General features: G+C 41.5%; 14 protein-coding genes and 1 pseudogene. 6 read left to right on the forward strand and 9 right to left on the reverse strand.

From position 1 onward, the window contains the following. Positions 1-126: 126 nt before the first annotated feature. Positions 127-702 carry an LON peptidase substrate-binding domain-containing protein gene (locus tag C9J47_RS08385; protein WP_107253102.1) on the forward strand — a complete coding sequence of 192 codons (576 nt, stop codon included), beginning with the start codon at positions 127-129 and terminating at the stop codon, positions 700-702. Positions 703-872: 170 nt separating this feature from the next. Further along, positions 873-1,772, forward strand: coding sequence for a uridine diphosphate-N-acetylglucosamine-binding protein YvcK (gene yvcK / locus C9J47_RS08390; protein WP_107253103.1), 900 nt, complete (start codon positions 873-875; stop codon positions 1,770-1,772). Here yvcK and C9J47_RS08395 read toward each other — a convergent pair. The 9 genes from C9J47_RS08395 to aspS all read right to left on the reverse strand — a co-directional run bounded on the left by C9J47_RS08395 (position 1,734) and on the right by aspS (position 13,286). Beyond that, the gene (locus C9J47_RS08395) at positions 1,734-2,093 is read right to left on the reverse strand and encodes an Hpt domain-containing protein (RefSeq protein ID WP_107253104.1); all 360 of its coding nucleotides are present in this window, start codon (positions 2,091-2,093) and stop codon (positions 1,734-1,736) included. The two genes, yvcK and C9J47_RS08395, sit on opposite strands and share 39 nt — an antisense overlap. 2 nt (positions 2,094-2,095) lie before the next feature. After that, positions 2,096-3,547, reverse strand: a complete 1,452-nt coding sequence (gene luxO / locus C9J47_RS08400; protein WP_211321716.1) for a quorum-sensing sigma-54 dependent transcriptional regulator LuxO — start codon at positions 3,545-3,547, stop codon at positions 2,096-2,098. A 415-nt stretch (positions 3,548-3,962) separates the two neighbouring features. After that, on the reverse strand, positions 3,963-5,987 hold the full coding sequence (gene uvrB, locus C9J47_RS08405) for an excinuclease ABC subunit UvrB (RefSeq protein ID WP_107253105.1): 2,025 nt from the start codon (positions 5,985-5,987) through the stop codon (positions 3,963-3,965). Positions 5,988-6,626: 639 nt separating this feature from the next. Further along, positions 6,627-7,640, reverse strand: coding sequence for a Holliday junction branch migration DNA helicase RuvB (gene ruvB / locus C9J47_RS08410; protein WP_107253106.1), 1,014 nt, complete (start codon positions 7,638-7,640; stop codon positions 6,627-6,629). Positions 7,641-7,661: 21 nt separating this feature from the next. Beyond that, positions 7,662-8,282, reverse strand: coding sequence for a Holliday junction branch migration protein RuvA (gene ruvA, locus C9J47_RS08415; RefSeq protein WP_107253107.1), 621 nt, complete (start codon positions 8,280-8,282; stop codon positions 7,662-7,664). 128 nt (positions 8,283-8,410) lie between these two features. Next, positions 8,411-9,871, reverse strand: a complete 1,461-nt coding sequence (locus C9J47_RS08420; protein WP_107253108.1) for a methyl-accepting chemotaxis protein — start codon at positions 9,869-9,871, stop codon at positions 8,411-8,413. A 205-nt stretch (positions 9,872-10,076) separates the two neighbouring features. After that, entirely contained in the window at positions 10,077-10,598 is a 522-nt protein-coding gene (gene ruvC, locus C9J47_RS08425) for a crossover junction endodeoxyribonuclease RuvC (RefSeq protein ID WP_107253109.1), read from the reverse strand. Positions 10,599-10,635: 37 nt separating this feature from the next. Beyond that, positions 10,636-11,379, reverse strand: coding sequence for a YebC/PmpR family DNA-binding transcriptional regulator (locus C9J47_RS08430; RefSeq protein ID WP_107253110.1), 744 nt, complete (start codon positions 11,377-11,379; stop codon positions 10,636-10,638). Positions 11,380-11,492: 113 nt separating this feature from the next. Further along, positions 11,493-13,286 carry an aspartate--tRNA ligase gene (gene aspS / locus C9J47_RS08435; RefSeq protein WP_107253111.1) on the reverse strand — a complete coding sequence of 598 codons (1,794 nt, stop codon included), beginning with the start codon at positions 13,284-13,286 and terminating at the stop codon, positions 11,493-11,495. A 329-nt stretch (positions 13,287-13,615) separates the two neighbouring features. Between aspS and C9J47_RS08440 the strand changes: the two are divergent. The 4 genes and pseudogenes from C9J47_RS08440 (at position 13,616) to C9J47_RS08455 (ending at position 17,267) form a co-directional block, all read left to right on the forward strand. Beyond that, positions 13,616-14,506, forward strand: a pseudogene (locus C9J47_RS08440) (DUF72 domain-containing protein). A 175-nt stretch (positions 14,507-14,681) separates the two neighbouring features. Further along, the gene (cmoA, locus tag C9J47_RS08445) at positions 14,682-15,410 is read left to right on the forward strand and encodes a carboxy-S-adenosyl-L-methionine synthase CmoA (RefSeq protein ID WP_107253112.1); all 729 of its coding nucleotides are present in this window, start codon (positions 14,682-14,684) and stop codon (positions 15,408-15,410) included. Positions 15,411-15,426: 16 nt separating this feature from the next. Next, on the forward strand, positions 15,427-16,401 hold the full coding sequence (gene cmoB, locus C9J47_RS08450) for a tRNA 5-methoxyuridine(34)/uridine 5-oxyacetic acid(34) synthase CmoB (RefSeq protein ID WP_107253113.1): 975 nt from the start codon (positions 15,427-15,429) through the stop codon (positions 16,399-16,401). Between the two features lie 89 nt (positions 16,402-16,490). Next, a complete protein-coding gene (locus C9J47_RS08455; RefSeq protein ID WP_107253114.1) occupies positions 16,491-17,267 on the forward strand; it encodes an ATP-dependent zinc protease family protein in 777 nt (258 codons plus the stop codon). Positions 17,268-17,280: the final 13 nt, after the last annotated feature.

The raw sequence follows: 17,280 nt of genomic DNA on the forward strand, positions 1-17,280 counted from the left end.
AAAAAATGCACCCTATATTGCTTGCTACCAAGGTGTAAAACTAAAGAAATAGCGGTATTGAAATGTCGGCATCACATTTGCAGTGTCTACCTTATCAGACACCAATCTTTGTAAATGGAGCCGACAATGACGAATTTACTACCGCTACTTTTTCAAAAACGTCATGTTTTACCAACAGGCAGAATGCCAATAAGGATCGCTCCAGGACCTCAAACTGAAGTATTTAAAGTCGCAGTCACATCTGAAGATGGATTTGGCGTTTGTATGTTTGACCGGAGTGAGCATAATCACCAATTTTTTCATATTGGCACACGTGTAACGGTTGAAGATTTTGATACATCTAAAAAAGATGGTGCATTAATCGTTACTGTTTATGGACACGAAAGCTTCCGTATCAAATCGTTAGAACAAAACGAGAATGGTGTTTTCTTTGGAGAATATCAGGCGCTACCACAATGGTCTGAAATGAAGGCACGTAACAACCAACAATTGTTGGCTGATAAATTACAAATCATGTTTGATAAATACCCTGAATTAGATAATTTACACAGAACTAAAGAATTTCATAACCTGAGTTGGTTATGCCAACGTTGGTTAGAGATTTTGCCGGTACCCGCAAGTGAAAAGCAGCTGCTACTCAACACACCAAACTGTCTCGATACCTGTGATTACCTTATGAGTATGATGCTGGAATCACATTAGGGTATATTTTCGCCTTATGATTAAAGCGTTTTATACTCGCTTAAGCTTCACACAATAATGCTTACTAAGCGTGATACAAGCAGCATATTAAAGCCCAAGCCTTGTATTCATATTGCAGCCTTGTATACACTCACGGGTAAATACAGATCACGAAAGCTTGCAAATTGAACATGACAAACACGCAAAATAAAATAAAAACAAAAATCGTCGCTATTGGCGGTGGTCATGGTTTAGGCCGTATACTTTCTTCGTTGTCTGATTACGGCTCTCAGGTTACTGGGATCGTTACAACCACAGACAATGGTGGCTCTACTGGACGAATTCGTGCTTGCCAAGGCGGAATTGCATGGGGAGATATGAGAAACTGTATCAACCAATTGATTACAGAGCCTTCTGTTGGTTCAATGATCTTCGAATACCGATTTCGGGGTAATGGTGAGTTAAATGGTCACAACTTAGGTAATTTAATGCTTACCGCACTCGATAACCTATCGGTGCGCCCTCTAGAAGCAATAAACCTTATTCGCGATATGCTTAAAGTTGAAACACAAATTATCCCCATGTCTGAGCATCCTGCCGATTTATCTGCTTTGACGCTAACGGGTGAAGTCATTTGTGGCGAAACCAGTATCGACGAACTGCCAGACGTTCCACAACGTCTGTATGTTGAGCCATTAGTACCAGCGACAAAAGAAGCAGTAACGGCTATTCATAAGGCCGATATTGTTTTACTAGGTCCCGGCAGCTTTTTAACCAGCATTATGCCACCACTACTATTGAAAGAAATTGCAGGTGCATTAAAAGAATCGAATGCCAAAATTGTTTTCATCTCGAATTTAGATCAAGAAAATGGACCTGCAGGGCAAATGTCACTAACGACAATGTTGCATTGGTGTGAGCGAGCAATGAACGGCAAGTATATTGATGCTGTCATTACTGACAAGCCGATACCTGAGCTCGCACCTCGATATGAGCAACTAATCGAAGACTTAGCATCTAATAATCATGAATGGCGTCATGATAGAGAAAAATTAAAGCATGCTATTGATAAGATCATTATTGCTGGCTAACTGCTTATATTTATACGCAGTCTCTTTAACCATCGTCTTAAATTCAGGCAGACGTTCGACTATCCAATGATCTTGCTCTTGCTTCACTCTCGATTCACATTCTTGAGCCATTTGAGCGAGATCATCTGCACCAAAACTAGCAGCACTGCTCTTTACAGCATGACTAATATCACCAATTTGGGCTACCGTTGGTTGATCGGATAATTGACGCAAATATTGCTCTAGTTCATCACTAAATACATTGAACAAGATCGAAACGGTTTCGTCACCCACTTCATCAGCTAGGCGCTTTATTGTTTCTTGGTTAATATTAATAGCCATAATTAATCGATCTCCCTATTACTACCTACAGCATCTTGCCAGGCTTGTAATTTTCTATAAATTGTTGATGGGCTAACTTCTAGCAAACCTGCAGCACGAGGAACATTACCATCACACGCATCAATAGCAGTTTGTATTGCGCGTTTTTCGACAACCCAAAGCGGCTCAATTGCAGTCCGTTCAATGGGTTCGGTGTGTAAGATATCTTTCTGTACAATCGTACTTTTTTGTACTCCAGAAGCAATTCTTAGAGGGGATGCAATTTCAGTGCCAGATATCTCACTAATTGGCGGTGGAACCATTTGAAGTGTCACTTCTTCGCCAGAATTTAAAACGACAATATTACGAATAACGTTTTGTAATTCACGAACATTGCCCGGCCAAGCATGTAGCTTAAACAATTCAATCACGTCTGAAGAAAAACGACTAAAGTTTTTACCTTCTTCTACAGACATTAACGCTAATAACGCATGTGCTATTTCTATCATATCGTCACTACGATCACGCAGTGGGGGTAATGCAATTGGAATAACATGTAGGCGATAATAGAGATCTTCTCGAAAGCGCCCTTCTTGAACCTCAATCCACGGATTACGATTTGTAGCACATACAAAGCGCACATCAACAGTGCTTGTTTTAGATGAGCCTACTTTTTGATATGTTCCTGTTTGAATAAAACGTAGCAACTTACTTTGCAAATCCAAATCCATTTCGCAAAGTTCATCAAGAAACAATGTTCCTTTATGAGCCATTTCAACAGCACCTTGCCGCTCTGTCGATGCACCTGTAAATGCACCTTTAACATGACCAAATAACTCACTCTCAATGAGTTCTTTAGGAATAGCGGCACAATTTAATGCGACAAACGGTTTATCATTACGCGGGCTGGCTGCATGAATCGCTTCTGCACACACTTCTTTACCCGTACCACTTTCACCGGTAACAAAAACGGTTGCCTTACTGGATGCTGCAGATTCAATAACACGATATACGGCTTGCATCGGAATACTATTTCCAATAAACCCTTGGTATTGCGCTCCACCTTGTTTGGATTTAGGTGATTGCTGACTTTTACAATTATCCTTTAGTGCATTATTAACCGTAATGCGTAAACGATCGGCTTCGCAGGGTTTGATCAGGAAATCTTGTGCGCCGTGTCTCATCGCATCTACCGCAACATCAATAGACCCATGAGCAGTCATAATAACAACAGGTAAATCCTGATGATTAAGGCGTACAGATTCAAGTACTTCCATACCTGTCATATCAGGTAAACGAAGATCTAGCAGGATAAGCTCGGGCACTGTTTCTTTCATGAAGTTCAGTGCATCTCTTCCTGTTCCGACAATCGTGACATTTAATCCTAATGGGTTTAGATAAGATTTATACAATGCCGCTACCGATGCCGTATCTTCGACCATTAGGACTTGTCTTTGTTTTATTCCGCTTTCCATTGCCACTCCACGCTATCTTTCCCTGAACTAATTGTAATCAATACATAAATTTATGTAGTGTGTATTTTTGTATTTTTGCAAAAAACTTACGACCGTCGCATTTTAATTCGCAAAACGATTCGCAAAATGCGAAAGACCTAGAAAAATTAGCAATAATTTATGACAAATTAATCGCTATACGCTGTATTTATGGCAAAATAGGCACAATAAAAAAGTTGGCATAAGACATGCATTAAAAGAAATGACTCTTAATGTAGAGTCAACCTAGCCAACTGACGTTGTTTGTGGAATGAATTCACTAAAACAATGATGCCAACCGAAACTATTACGGTTGGCTTTTTTTTACCTGTAATTTGGTAAAGAAGAGAAATCGTAATGAATAACAAGCAAACGCTGGCTTGTTATCCACGATTCATTAACTGTTCATGATAAATTGCTGGCGTAACGTATGTATTTTGTCACGGGCTTCGGCTGCTTTTTCAAATTCTAAGTTCTGCGCTAAATCATACATCTCTGTTTCTAGCCGCTGTATTTCAAGTTCTAACTGCTGAGGAGACAGATTTACATAAGTGCCTTTACTTTCAGCAACACGATTGAGCTGTGCTGCTTTATTCGTTCTAGAACGAGAACTAGGCTTACCCAACTCAAGAATATCACCCACTTTTTTATTCAGCCCCTGCGGAGTAATACCATTTTTTTCGTTATGGAGAGCTTGCTTCTCACGCCGGCGATTAGTTTCAAAGATTGCCCGTTCCATTGAGCCAGTGATCTTGTCACCATAGAGAATAGCGCGACCTTCAAGGTTACGTGCCGCACGACCAATTGTTTGAATCAACGATCGTTCTGAACGTAAAAAACCTTCTTTGTCTGCATCAAGAATAGCGACTAAAGACACTTCTGGAATATCGAGGCCCTCTCGAAGCAAGTTGATACCCACCAACACATCAAACTCACCTAACCGTAAATCACGAAGAATCTCTACACGCTCTACCGTATCGATATCAGAGTGAAGATAACGTACTTTGACACCATGCTCTGCAAGGTATTCGGTTAAATCTTCAGACATACGTTTAGTCAGTGTCGTTACTAATACACGCTCACCTTTCGCTTCTCTAATCCGGATTTCAGACAGAAGGTCATCAACTTGTGTTGCAACCGGACGCACCTCAATAATAGGATCGAGTAAACCTGTAGGTCTAACAACCTGTTCGGCAATATCATTACCCGATTGCTCTATTTCATATTTACCCGGTGTTGCTGAAACATAAATAGTTTGTGGGGCTAATGATGCAAACTCATCAAATTTCATAGGACGATTGTCAAGGGCTGATGGCAAACGAAACCCGTATTCAACCAAGTTTTCTTTACGAGAGCGGTCACCTCGATACATAGCACCAATTTGCGAGACAGTGACATGAGATTCATCAAGAATGAGCAAACCATCAGCCGGTAAATAATCAAATAGCGTTGGAGGCGGCTCACCTTCCTCACGGCCACTTAAGTAGCGAGAATAGTTTTCGATACCCGAGCAAAAGCCTAATTCGTTCATCATTTCAATATCAAACTGCGTACGCTGTGAAATCCGTTGCTCTTCTACAAGCTTATTGTTATCCATAAGCTGCTTGCGTCGAACAACCAGCTCATCTTTAATTTTTTCAATGGCTTCCAGAATTTTTTCTCGGGGAGTTACATAGTGCGTTTTTGGATAAATCGTGCAGCGCGGTAAATCTTTTTCAAGTATAGCGCCAGTTAAAGGATCAAATACGCTGATACACTCAACTTCATCATCAAATAGCTCAATACGAATAGCATCATGTTCTGATTCCGCAGGAAAAACGTCGATAACTTCCCCTCTTACACGAAAATGCCCACGTTCAAAAGAAACGTCATTGCGCGTATATTGCAACTCAGCGAGACGACGGAGAATATCACGTTGATTTAACATGTCTCCACGGCGTACATGCAACATCATTTTCAGGTAGGAATCAGGATCACCCAGACCATAGATGGCAGATACAGAAGCAATAATAATAACGTCACGACGTTCTAATAACGCCTTGGTAGCAGATAGTCGCATCTGTTCAATATGTGCGTTTACAGAGGCATCTTTTTCAATAAAAGTATCGGTTGTCGGCACATACGCTTCAGGCTGGTAATAATCATAATAAGAAACAAAATATTCAACAGCATTATCAGGAAAGAACTCTTTCATCTCGCCATAGAGTTGCGCGGCTAACGTCTTATTCGGCGCCATAATAAACGTAGGGCGATTGGCTTCTGCGATTACATTCGCAATAGTAAACGTTTTACCTGAACCTGTAACGCCCAGTAAGGTCTGATGAGCAAGCCCTGAATCAAGCCCCTCTAATAATTGATTAATCGCTGTCGGTTGATCACCTGCAGGTGAGAAACTAGAAGATAGAGAAAAGACTTTACTCATAATAGCGCGTCCAAAACAAGACAATAAGCCTCCATTTTGCGTTGAGATATTGTAAAGTCAATGCTAATGGTGGCATTTGAATAAGAGGAAAGAAAGACCTAAATAATAATCGCAAGGGATTGACCGATATTTCTTATCGGCGTATTATCCTCACCCACAGAGTTTCTCATACTCAGCTTCCTGCTGAAAATAAACATTGATATTCCCTTTTTTATTTTTTGACAAAAAAAACCATCCACAGCTTTTCCTCTTTTTGTTTTAAATCAATTCACAGTTATATTTATAATAAAAATAATGTAGACCATTTATTCTAATAATCTATTCAAACTTAATACTTATTTTTCAATCGCACTGATAACAAGTATTTATCCATCATTATTCATATTGATAAAAACTCACATTGAAAATCATTTTATACATCGATGATACTTTTCTAGTGTCCATCAACACAGTTATCCACAGTTTCCGTGGATAACCAAGGTAAAGCCTTGTGCGGATAGGGGTAAAGAAAATCAAGATTTTTTTTAAAAAAATTCAAATTAGCCAGTTGCGCTTGCTTTTCATACAGTGTGATGTAAAACGAGGCTAGTCATTAACGAGTAATGCTTACTAGCCTCATTTATGTATACCCAAGATACCTCAACGAGCTTCTGGTATATCAAGCCCAAAATGCAAATATGCGCGGTGAGTTGCAATACGTCCACGCGGTGTTCGCTGTAAGAAGCCTTGTTGAATCAGATAGGGCTCTAATACATCTTCAATTGTATCTTTTTCTTCACCGATCGCGGCAGCTAAGTTATCTAACCCTACTGGTCCACCCATGAATTTATCGATAATGGCTAAAAGCAGTTTTCGATCCATATAATCAAAACCGCTACTATCAACATCTAACATATCTAAGGCTTTTTTTGCGGTATCTGGACATATAATGCCGTTACCCACCACTTCAGCATAGTCACGTACTCGACGTAATAAGCGGTTAGCAATACGTGGTGTACCACGAGCACGTTGCGCCATTTCTAACGCGCCCTCTTCTTCCATTGAAAGACCAAGGCAATTAGCACTGCGTTGTACGATATCTTTCAGATCACCTACTTTGTAATACTCTAGTCGCTGGGTAATACCAAATCGATCACGCAGCGGCGAGGTCAAGGAACCCGCGCGGGTTGTCGCACCTATTAGCGTAAAAGGCGGTAAATCAATTTTAATAGAGCGTGCGGCAGGTCCTTCACCAATCATGATATCTAACTGATAATCTTCCATTGCAGGATAAAGTACTTCTTCTACATGTGGGCTTAGTCGATGGATTTCATCAATAAAAAGTACATCGTTAGGCTCAAGATTGGTCAGTAGCGCAGCTAAATCACCCGCTTTTTCTAATACCGGGCCAGAAGTCGTGCGAATATTTACCCCCATCTCGTTGGCAACAATATTCGCTAACGTCGTTTTACCTAACCCAGGAGGACCAAAAATCAATAAATGATCGAGGGCTTCTTCACGAAGCTGAGCCGCTTTAATGAAAATCTCCATCTGGCCTCGAACATGATCTTGCCCTTGATAGTCATTTAATAACTTAGGACGAATTGCTCGATCAATGACTTCGTCATCGCGGCTTTCAAAACTATTTGATATTAATCGATCAGCTTCAATCATAATATGTTTGCCTGTTTAGCCTTATACCATCGAACGCAATGCTTCACGGATGATGTTTTCACTGCTCATCTCAGGCTTCACCACTTGGGATACCACTTTTGCAGCCTGTGGCGCTTTATAACCTAAAGCAATAAGCGCACTTACCGCTTCATCTTCAGCACGTGCACTTGAGTAATTTTGTACTTCTGCATTAGATGCCGCAGCATCTGAAGCAGGTGTGAATAGATCGCCTTCACCCCACCCCTTCAAGCGATCTCTCATTTCGATCACTAAACGCTCTGCTGTTTTCTTGCCAACACCGGGAATTTTCACCAATGTCGTAATATCTTCATTTTCAACACTCAAAACAAACTGGCTTGCTGTCATCGCAGAAAGAATGGCTAAACCAAGCTTCGGGCCAACCCCATTGGCTTTTATAACTTCACGAAAAAGCTCTCGCTCACTTTTTTTATTAAAGCCATACAGTAATTGCGCATCTTCACGGACAATAAAATGCGTACAAATAATCGCAGCCTGACCTACCTCAGGTAGCTCATAGAAACAACTCATTGGCATTTGAACTTCATAACCGATACCACCAACATCTATTAATACTTCTGGTGGCTGTTTCTCTAAAATTGTTCCACTAAGTCGGCCAATCACTGCACTATCTCTGTATGAGTTTAAATTGGCTCTAGGATAGTAAAGTGCTGGATGGATATCCAGCACTTTATGTCTTTAGGTGAGTAGAAAATCGGAGATGATATTCATTCTATTTACGTATTAAAAAATCAACTCACTTTTGGAGGGGATACGACTGCGTTTAAGCTGTCGGCTAAACCTTTTAATGCTTCAACACGTTGTGCTAACTGCGTCCCTTGTATCGCCACGGAATCTGATACTTTATTTGTTTCAACAACCCCCGTTGCTACTTCATGGCTTGCCGTATTTAACTCTTTTAATGCATGAACTTGATGGCTCATAATATCTGCTAGCTGATTTACATCACCAGAAATACTGCTTACCTGCTCTATAATAGCCGTCAACTCTTGGGCTGTTGCTTTAATTACCGTTTGACCGTGATGCACTTCTTTACGGCTTTTATCTAATAATGTACGAATTTCGAGTGCCGATTCATTACTTTTAGCCGACAACTCTCGCACTTGTGAAGCCACGACAGCAAAACCTCGTCCATGCTCTCCTGCTCGCGCTGCTTCAATCGCAGCATTCAATGCTAGCAAGTTAGTTTGATCGGCAACCGTTGTGATCAAATCAGCGACAGAGACAACTTCTGCATTGCTACTTAAAATACGGTCGATTGCATTAGTTGATGCTTCAAGTGATTCGGCGCTTTTTTGCGCTTGCTCGCCAACCAATTGACTGCGTTGTTTTAGCTCAGTAACAAATCGGTCTGATTCATCAATACCTGATGTCATATGAATCAATTGCTGACTCATTTCTTCAGCTGAACTGGCCTGCGATTCGCAATTAATATTTAAATGATTAACTTGCTGATAAAGCTCACCTGATTGCTGTTCCAATTGATTGGCAACATCTGATAACTGGCTAGCATTTGCATTTGCTTGTTGCAATACAATAGATAGTTTTTGCTCGCCTTGTTGAGCATTATCAGCAATTTTTTGACTGGTTTGTTGAGCTTGTTCAGACGCAGAAAGCGCAGTTTGTCGTTGCTTCACCGTGTAGGCTTGCGCTATACCGATAACCACCAGCGGTAATATAATACCTGACCACGTTTCAACAATGTGCGCACTATCAGTCAGTATTAACTCTGGAAATACATAACCACTTAAGGTGACGTTAACCATCCATGCTGAACTCGCAATAACGAACACACTCCACAATGTCGCCATCAAAGGTCTGGCAGTAAGAAAAAAAGCGATCAGCAATAATGGCATCCAAAAGGATTGAGTGGAGTTGACGATACCACCACTTTGATAAACGATATTGAATGCATGCACTACCATGCCAACAAAACCAATATTGAGAGCTAATTCAGGCGCTTTGAATACTCTTAACATCAAACCAGCAAACACTTCGCAAGCAATTAATAACAGTGATGTTATGATCAACAATGAATGGTCATGTTTATACCATTTGATCAAGCTATACATACCCACAAAAAAGGAAAGCAGTGTAAAGAATACGAGCGTATCAACATAACGGGTTTGTTCAGAATTCCACTGATAAGAAGGCGGTAAAAATAAATGTCGCCATATTGAGATGGGGGTCATAAAACCTTTCCTTTCGATAATTCGATTTGTTAAACCATTGCGGATGAGAGAACCGGTACAGTATGAAACAGATCACTTATATGACCTCTGACCAATATATGCTAATTAACAATACACTCAAAAAATAAAAAGCAGCCAATGGCTGCTTTTTTGATCTGGCTAACACTACATAAGCAAATACTTATTATCGCTTGTTATTAATCACTTAACGATAACGACCACGGCGGGCACTACTTGCTTTACCAGACATAGCAATTAATGTTTTATGTGTATGGGCATGACAAATGGCAACCGCTAATGCATCGGCCGCATCAGCTTGTGGTTTACCTGGCAACTTAAGAACCGAACATACCATATGTTGAACTTGAGCTTTATCTGCAGCCCCGGTACCAACTACAGCTTGCTTTATTAGACGAGCAGCATATTCACTTACAGGTAAGTCAGCATTAACCGCTGCGACAATCGCACTGCCTCGTGCTTGCCCCAGTTTCAGCGCAGAACTGGCATTCTTCCCCATGAAGACTTCTTCAATCGCAAACGTATCGGGTTGGAATTGGGTGATCACTTCAGACACACCCGCATAGATTTGCTTTAATCGGCCAGGAATATCTTCAGAAGACGTTCGAATACAGCCACTACCAAGGTATTCAAGATTTCGACCAACCTGACGAATAACACCATAACCTGTAATTCTAGAACCTGGATCTATACCTAAAATAATCGTCATTGGTTTGTCACTGCGTTAGCGATAAATACATCAACCATTATAGTTGTTCAGCAATTTCATCGGTAATTTCACCATTATGGTAAACTTCCTGCACATCATCTAAATCTTCTAACGCATCAATTAGACGCAACAATTTAGGTGCGGTTTCTAGGTCTAAATCAGCTTTTGTAGAAGGTACAAGTGTGACTTCTGCATTCGCAGCTTCAAAACCTGCAGCATCTAATGCATCTTTTACCGATCCAAAATCAGATGGGGTTGTGTATACATCAATAGAGCCATCATCATTAGTTTCAATGTCTTCTGCACCGCTTTCTAACGCTGCTTCCATCATTACATCTTCATCAAGACCCGCAGCATAAGAAATAACGCCTTTCTTATCAAACAGGTAATTAACACTGCCATCAGTGCCTAAGTTACCGCCAGACTTACTGAAAGCATTACGCACACCTGAAACAGTACGATTACGATTATCTGTCATGCATTCAACCATAACAGCGGTACCAGCAGGGCCATAACCTTCATAGATAACCGTTTCTAAATCTGCTTCTCCGTCACCACCAGCGCCACGTTTAACGGCACGGTTAATCGTATCGCGGGTCATATTGTTGGATAAGGCTTTATCCACTGCCGCACGCAAACGGGGATTATTTTCTGCTTCTGGGCCACCGTCTTTGGTCGCAACAACAATCTCACGAATTAATTTAGTAAAAATTTTTCCACGTTTAGAATCTTGCGCAGCTTTACGGTGTTTGATGTTGGCAAATTTACTATGACCAGCCATGAATACTCCGAATTTTTAGTCAGCCTGTTGGCTTGAGGTTTCACGAGGATGAAGATTGGCCAGTGGAATCACTGGCCAAATAGATTACGGTGATAAATTAAAGCACAGAGTCTTTATTCAGCACTTTCTTCTTTAGCTGTTTCTTTTTTTGCAATCGCAACGGCAATAGAAAGCTCTTTTAGCGACTCAGGGTTCGCTAGGCTTGGTGCATTGGTTAGCAAACAAGATGCAGCTGTTGTTTTAGGGAATGCGATAACATCACGAATGTTATCTGTACCGCATAACAACATAACCAAACGATCAAGACCGAACGCAAGACCTGCGTGTGGTGGTGTACCGTACTTCAATGCTTCAAGTAGGAAACCAAACTTAGACTGCTGCTCACCTTCTTCAATACCTAGAATGCTGAATACTGCTGATTGCATCTCTGCGTTGTGAATACGCACAGAACCGCCGCCCACTTCATAACCATTAATTACCATATCGTATGCGTTTGAATTCGCAGCCGCAGGGTTAACAGCCAATTCTTCAGCCGTAATACCTAATGGTGATGTGAATGGGTGGTGCATTGCATGTAGGTTACCTTCATCGTCTTCTTCAAACATCGGGAAGTCGATAACCCATAGCGGTTTCCATGCTGACTTGTCAGTCAATTCAAGATCTTCACCCAGCTTAAGACGTAGTGCACCCATCGCTTCAGTAACAACACGCTTGCTGTCAGCACCGAATAGGATGATGTCGCCCGTTTGTGCTTGGGTACGATCTAATAGGGTTGCAACCACTTCTTCGTTCAAGAATTTAGCGACTGGAGATTGAACACCTGCAAAGCCAGCTTCACGGTCGTTCACTTTCATCCATGCAAGACCTTTCGCGCCGTAGATGCCCACGAACTTAGTGTATTCATCAATTTGCTTACGCGACAATGATGCGCCACCAGGAACACGGATAACCGCAACGCGGCCTTTTTCGTCGTTAGCAGGGCCAGAGAATACTTTGAAGTCTACATCTTTTAGGATGTCAGCAACGTCTACCAATTCAAGCGGGTTACGTAGATCTGGCTTATCAGAACCAAAACGGCGCATCGCTTCTTCGAATGACATGATAGGGAATGTGCCCAGATCTACATTAAGTAGCTCTTTCCACATTTCAGTGATCATCTGCTCTGTCACCCCACGCACTTGCTCGGCGCTCATGAAAGAGGTTTCGATATCGATCTGTGTGAATTCAGGCTGACGGTCAGCACGTAAATCTTCATCACGGAAACATTTAACGATTTGGTAGTAACGATCGAAACCAGACATCATCAACAACTGCTTAAATAGCTGTGGTGATTGCGGCAACGCGTAGAAGCTACCTTTGTGTACACGACTTGGTACTAAGTAATCACGTGCACCTTCTGGTGTCGCTTTAGTCAATACTGGTGTTTCAATATCTAGGAATGCATTCTCATCTAGGAAACGACGAACAAAGCTAGATGCTTTAGCGCGTAGTTTAATGCGATCGCTCATTTCAGGACGACGTAAGTCTAGGTAACGAAACTTAAGGCGTTGTTCTTCAGAGTTATTCTGATTGAAATCTAGTGGTAACACGTCAGAGCGGTTGATAATTTCAAGGCCTGTAGCCAAGACTTCAACTTCACCTGTTGCCATTTTTTTATTTACTTGGCTTTCTGGACGAACGCGTACTTCACCGATAAGACGGATACAGAATTCGTTGCGCAGTTGGTTAGCCAGTTCGAATACATCTTTCATATCCGGGTCGACAACTACCTGAACAATACCTTCACGATCTCGCATGTCGATGAAGATTAGACCGCCTAAATCACGGCGACGGTTAACCCAGCCACATAATTCTACTGTTTGTCCTTCAAGGGACTTGTTCAGGTGACCACAATATTGGGTGCGCATAAGAAATTCCTGATCTGTTTACTAATATCCTGTGAGCGATTTCAGCAAGCTAATCACTTACCTTGCACAGGCTGATTCATTCCTGACCACTAACCGCTCAATCTTTATCCAATTTAGGATGTTAAGTGTGGCCAAGATGCAAAAATGACGAAACATTATAAAGCAAAAAAACCAATGTAGGAAAAATCCGCCCCCTAAATCAAGGAAAAATACTCACTTCTTTGCAGATAACGTTGACCAAACGCAAATTCTGTACTCACAATAAAGACTTACAGCACTAATACGTAATGTATCAACGTTCAAAAATCATTCAATGAGAGAGGATTGTTATGACAATTCCAACTAATAGGCCTCTTTTTCTCGGCCTAGCTATGTGGTCTCATAACCAATGGCTGAAAAGTTTATATGGCTCTGGATGTAAAAATAGTGACCGTTTAGCGCGCTATGCAGAGGTCTTTAATACTGTAGAAGGCAACACCACTTTTTATGCAACGCCTGCAATTACCACGGTAAAAAAATGGCATGATGCAACCCCGAGTGATTTTCGATTTACCTTCAAACTGCCCAGCACCATTACTCATCAAAGTCAGTTAATGCATTGTGATCAACTGTTAGCGGATTTTTTCAACGTAATGGTGCCACTTGAAAGTAAAGTTGGGCTATGGAAAATTCAATTACCCGCCAACTTTGGACCTGATGCATTACCCGCACTCAAAAAGTTTCTACAAAAGATCCCTAAGCACCTTACTTATGGTGTTGAAGTGAGGCATTACGCCTTTTTCAATAAAGGTGAAGCTGAAAAAGCCTTAAATGGATTGCTAATCGAGCACCAAGCCAACCGTATTATTATGGATAGCCGCCCAGTGTTTGCCGCCCCACCGACCTCTGAAGCGGTAATTGACGCCCACCAAAAGAAACCGCATGTGCCTGTTCATGCCATCGCAACGGCTATGCAGCCAATGATTCGCTTTATTGGCCATCCTGAAGATTTAAGTAACGACCCTTTCTTTGATAACTGACTAACCCGGTTACCCAAGTGGATGGCCGATGGGAAACAACCGTACTTGTTCATCCACACTCCTGACAATGTTTTAGCCCCTGAATTAGCCATTCGTCTGTATCAAAAATTACAGCAACGCATTGCGAACAGCGCATTATCGTTGCCTGATATTGCGCTTCCTCCGGAACCAGAAGCAAGCCCTCAAATTACATTACTCTAGCAGCGACAGTTTCTTCTGTTTAATTACGTAATGAACCAGGGCTGTTTATTATTAATTCACTAAAGACAAATGACATCATTTTCTCTACAATACGCGACCTTTCAGAGGGTGATGGAACACGCTTTGCGTTGAACAGCAGGATCCATGTTCTTTATCAATTAAGAGGTTCGTGAGAATGGCAGGCCAAGACAATATTTTTGCTGCGCCAATTGAAAAACTCGGTGATTTTACTTTCGATCAAAAAGTTGCAGAAGTTTTTCCAGATATGATTCAGCGCTCGGTTCCCGGGTACAGCAATATCATCTCTGCGATTGGTATGTTGGCGGAACGCTTTGCTAAACCACACTCAAAGATATATGACTTGGGTTGTTCTTTAGGTGCCGCCACGCTGTCTATGCGTCGTTCTATTCAGCAAGAAGGCTGCGAAATTATCGCTGTCGATAATTCAGCTGCCATGGTTGAGCGTTGCCGACTACATATTGATGCCTACCGTTCTGATACCCCAGTACAGGTGATTGAAGCCGATATTCGTAATATCGATATTGCCGATGCCTCTGTGGTTGTCTTGAACTTCACCTTGCAATTTCTAGTACCTGAAGATCGACAAATGCTACTAGAGAAAATCTACGCAGGGTTGCGTCCTGGTGGCATTTTGATCCTGTCTGAAAAATATATTTTTGACGATGAGCAAGCACACGAATTGCTCATCGATCTTCACCACGATTTTAAACGAGCCAACGGTTACAGCGAGCTAGAGATCAGTCAAAAACGCAGCGCGATCGAAAACGTAATGCGCCCCGACAGTATTGATACGCACAAAAAACGCTTAACTGAAATTGGCTTCAGTAGTACTGAAGTATGGTTCCAGTGCTTTAATTTCGGTTCTATGTTCGCTATTAAATAAGGTATTTTGTTTTACTATGTTTAGTTTTTCTGAGTTTTATAAGCTAATCGCCCAGCACGAAACACTTCGCCCTTGGCTAAATACCTTACCAAAGCAATTAAGTGACTGGGAAGAAGCAGAGCACGGCGACATGGGTCGCTGGATGCGTGCATTGAAAAAATTCCCGACAGATAAGCCTGATATCATCGATATCAAAAACGAAGTAAGTGTTCGTTATGAAGATGGTGTTGCTATCGGCGAACAAAAACGCTTAGAAAGCCTGTTACGTTTATTGCACCCATGGCGTAAAGGCCCGTACAACATGCACGGTATCCACATTGATACTGAATGGCGTTCAGATTGGAAATGGGATCGCGTATTACCGCATATCTCACCGCTGAAAGGTCGTTCAGTGTTAGATGTTGGCTGTGGCAACGGCTACCACATGTGGCGTATGTTGGGTGAAGGTGCAGAGTTAACCGTGGGCATCGACCCTTCTAACCTCTTCTTAATCCAGTTTGAAGCGATTCGTCGCCTAATGGGCAATGATAACCGTGCGTTTTTATTACCTTTAGGTATTGAACAGCTACCAGAATTAAAAGCATTCGATACTGTTTTCAGTATGGGTGTACTTTATCACCGTCGTTCGCCATTAGATCACATCATTCAGCTAAAGAACCAACTTCGTAAAGATGGTGAAGTGATTCTTGAAACCTTGGTGATTGAAGGTGACGAAAACTCAGTACTCGTGCCGACTGGTCGTTACGCGCAAATGCACAACGTGTACTTTTTCCCATCAGCAAAAGCGTTAAAAGTCTGGATGGAAAAATGTGGTTTTGTTGATGTCCGTATTGTTGATGAAAGTGTAACAACCACCGATGAGCAACGATCGACAGATTGGATGACCAATAATTCCTTACCGGAGTATTTAAGCCCAGATGATCCAACAAAAACCATTGAGGGTTACCCTGCACCTAAGCGCGCTATTTTAGTTGCTCGGAATCCTGACTAACCACTGACAAAGGGGTGCTTTTCGCATCCCTTTTTTTACGCTAAACTATCGCCGCTTATAGAAAAATAGAAGTTCTTCTGGGAGAGACCATGCTTCGCCGTAGCTTTACATTACTCACTTTAGCCATGCTTTCAGGCTGTACACTTACGCAGTCAAAAAATCACGAAGAAACCTTAATTGCCATTAATACAATGGAAAGCAATGTCAATATTCAGCTTGAGACAATGACTCAGCAAATTAATGAACAAAATGAACACATTGCCAATTTAGAAAATGAATTATCATCAGTTTCAAAAGATGTGAAGTTCGTTAAGCATAAAGTATTAACTCAACCTAAACTGGTTGTAGAGAAACAAGTTATAACGATTCCAGCAGAAGCAAAACCCATTGATGTAAAAGTTGCTAATGGCAAAGCAGTTTTAGGCCAAGAAGAATGGATTTGGCTTGATTCGGTTAAGCAGCACTTTAAGGCTCGGATTGATACTGGTGCAACAACATCGTCACTGAATGCTGTTGATCTGCAAGTTTTCGAACGTGATGGTAAAGAATGGGTTCGCTTTAACTTAAGTCACCTTAACGATGAAACAAGTAAAAAGCCGGAAATCATTGAAGCGCCAGTTGTACGCTGGGTTAAAATTCGTCAATCAACTTCAGAAGAAGCAGCTCGACGCCCCGTTATAGATGCATGGATTCAATTAGGATCATTACACGAGAAAGTACAATTTACATTGGCAGATCGCACTCAAATGGCCTATCCCGTATTGCTCGGTCGTGAATTTTTTAAAGACATTGCCTTAGTCGATGTTGGCAAACAATTTATCCAAGGAAAGAGTCAGCCCGAAACGGCATCAAAGACTAATAATTAAATGATGAGGATGT

This window comes from Photobacterium indicum (assembly GCF_003026215.1).
Lineage (GTDB): Bacteria > Pseudomonadota > Gammaproteobacteria > Enterobacterales > Vibrionaceae > Photobacterium > Photobacterium indicum.

Coding starts and splice junctions, on each gene's coding strand:
- C9J47_RS08385 (WP_107253102.1), top strand. CDS start 127: ATGACGAATTTACTACCGCTACTTTTTCAAAAACGTCATGTTTTACCA.
- yvcK (WP_107253103.1), top strand. CDS start 873: ATGACAAACACGCAAAATAAAATAAAAACAAAAATCGTCGCTATTGGC.
- C9J47_RS08395 (WP_107253104.1), bottom strand. CDS start 2,093: ATGGCTATTAATATTAACCAAGAAACAATAAAGCGCCTAGCTGATGAA.
- luxO (WP_211321716.1), bottom strand. CDS start 3,547: ATGGAAAGCGGAATAAAACAAAGACAAGTCCTAATGGTCGAAGATACG.
- uvrB (WP_107253105.1), bottom strand. CDS start 5,987: ATGAGTAAAGTCTTTTCTCTATCTTCTAGTTTCTCACCTGCAGGTGAT.
- ruvB (WP_107253106.1), bottom strand. CDS start 7,640: ATGATTGAAGCTGATCGATTAATATCAAATAGTTTTGAAAGCCGCGAT.
- C9J47_RS08420 (WP_107253108.1), bottom strand. CDS start 9,871: ATGACCCCCATCTCAATATGGCGACATTTATTTTTACCGCCTTCTTAT.
- ruvC (WP_107253109.1), bottom strand. CDS start 10,598: ATGACGATTATTTTAGGTATAGATCCAGGTTCTAGAATTACAGGTTAT.
- C9J47_RS08430 (WP_107253110.1), bottom strand. CDS start 11,379: ATGGCTGGTCATAGTAAATTTGCCAACATCAAACACCGTAAAGCTGCG.
- aspS (WP_107253111.1), bottom strand. CDS start 13,286: ATGCGCACCCAATATTGTGGTCACCTGAACAAGTCCCTTGAAGGACAA.
- cmoA (WP_107253112.1), top strand. CDS start 14,682: ATGGCAGGCCAAGACAATATTTTTGCTGCGCCAATTGAAAAACTCGGT.
- cmoB (WP_107253113.1), top strand. CDS start 15,427: ATGTTTAGTTTTTCTGAGTTTTATAAGCTAATCGCCCAGCACGAAACA.
- C9J47_RS08455 (WP_107253114.1), top strand. CDS start 16,491: ATGCTTCGCCGTAGCTTTACATTACTCACTTTAGCCATGCTTTCAGGC.